The organism is Variovorax sp. P4_D9, assembly GCF_056401695.1.
This window is the reverse complement of record NZ_JBFUIU010001311.1, coordinates 1-1,740: the sequence shown is the minus strand read 5'-3', so window position 1 is coordinate 1,740 and position 1,740 is coordinate 1. Positions and strand designations below refer to the sequence as shown.

Annotated in this window: 1 protein-coding gene and 1 pseudogene; one reads left to right on the top strand and one right to left on the bottom strand. The window is 67.3% G+C overall.

Annotation, left to right across the window (positions count from 1 at the left end):
• Positions 1-95 precede the first annotated feature (95 nt).
• Positions 96-1,189: pseudogene (locus tag AC1DY5_RS54330) on the bottom strand (Glu/Leu/Phe/Val dehydrogenase dimerization domain-containing protein); the annotation flags it as partial.
• A 242-nt stretch (positions 1,190-1,431) separates the two neighbouring features.
• Here AC1DY5_RS54330 and AC1DY5_RS54325 point away from each other — a divergent pair.
• Positions 1,432-1,740 (top strand): hypothetical protein (locus AC1DY5_RS54325; protein WP_478122476.1); only part of this gene is annotated, 309 nt, incomplete at its 3' end.

Sequence of the window (1,740 nt, the reverse complement as noted above, 5' to 3'; positions counted from 1 at the left end):
CTTCTTCACCTACAACCGTCGGTTCTGATGCGCCGTCTTCGCCGGCGACGTAGAAGGGCGCCGCGCGCGATGGGCGCGGCGCCCCGAGCCGAGGCTCAGACGACGCCTTGCGCCAGCATCGCGTCCGCCACCTTGACAAAGCCCGCCACGTTGGCGCCGTCGACGTAGCTCACCGTGCCGTCMGCGCGGCGGCCGTGGCGCATGCAGTCCTCGTGGATGCTGCGCATGATCGAGCGCAGGCGCGCATCGACCTCCTCGCGCGGCCAGGAAATCCGCATCGCGTTCTGGCTCATCTCGAGGCCGGAGGTCGCGACGCCGCTGGCCTTGCCGGGCGCGAACAGCACGCCGCGTGCTTCGAACAGCTCGATGGCCTCCATTGTGGACGGCATGTTGGCGCCTTCGGCGACGCACAGTACGCCGTTCTTCACCAGCATGGCCGCGTCCTCGGCATCGAGCTCGTTCTGCGTCGCGCAGGGCAGGGCGAGATCGACCGGCACGTGCCAGGGCCGGCGACCGGGCAGGAACTCGGCGCCGACCTGCGCGGCGTAGTCGCCGACGCGACCGTAGTGCCGGTTCTTCACCTCCATCAATTGCGCGAGTTTGGACGGCGTGAAGCCGCTCGGGTCGACGACGGTGCCGCTCGAGTCGGACACCGTCACGACCCGGGCGCCCAGGGACATGGCCTTCTCGATCGCGTACTGCGCCACGTTGCCCGACCCGGACACGCCGACCCGCAGGCCTTCGAGCGCGAGGCCCTTCTGCCGCAGCATTTCCTCGGCGAAGTAGACCGTGCCATAGCCTGTGGCCTCGGGCCGCATCAGCGAGCCGCCGTAACTCAGGCCCATGCCGGTGAAGACGCAGTCGGCGCTGTTGCCGAGCTTCTTCATCATGCCGGCCATGAAACCGATCTCGCGGGTGCCGACGCCGATGTCGTCGGCGGGGACGTCGCGGTCGGTGTGGCGGAACAGCTCGCTCACGAAGACCTGGTAGAAGCGCATGACCTCGCCGGGACTGCAGCCCTTGGGATCGCAAACGCGCTGACCACCCTGCCCATGGGCGGCGGCAAGGGCGGTTCAAGGAGCACCCGTTCCGGTTCGATCAGGCGATCGAGCAGGCCGTGCGCGGCGTACCTGGGATGCTTCTCGATGTAGGGCCACAGACTCTTCATCACTTCGGCGATGGCCTGCAGGGCGCGCTTGCGCACAGTTCAGGAAATCATTSGGCGTCATCCGGCCATGGTCAGGGTGCGGCGATTCTGGAGCCGATGCGCGGCAGTGTCTGCGCGATACATCCACCAGAACGAAGGGAGTATTCCAATACGGGAGCTTGAATGGCGTCAGGGGTCTATGGCATTCGGCGACTGGCAAGTCCGACTTCAGTTGTGGTAACTTGATCGTTCGACACCTTCAACGCATCTGATCCAGGGAACCGATGAACACCCCCGTGGCCGAGACTGATTCATCGCTCGAAGAACTCCGCATCGCGGCACTGGTGCGCCAGGCGCCGCTCGAGTTCGCGCGGGTGGTCTACGGGCTCAACGACCGGGCCAACGGCCGTGCGGGCACCATGGCCGCCGAAGACGTGGCGCGCACGGTTCGCCAGGGCGTGCCCGTCACGCGGGAACGGGCGGAGCAGCGGGCGCGCGGCTACCTGCCACTGGCCGGGCAGGAGCACTGCCCCCGCTGCTGGGTCTTCCACGGTATCAAGAGCCCGCTGCAATACCGCGAGGCCACCGACGAC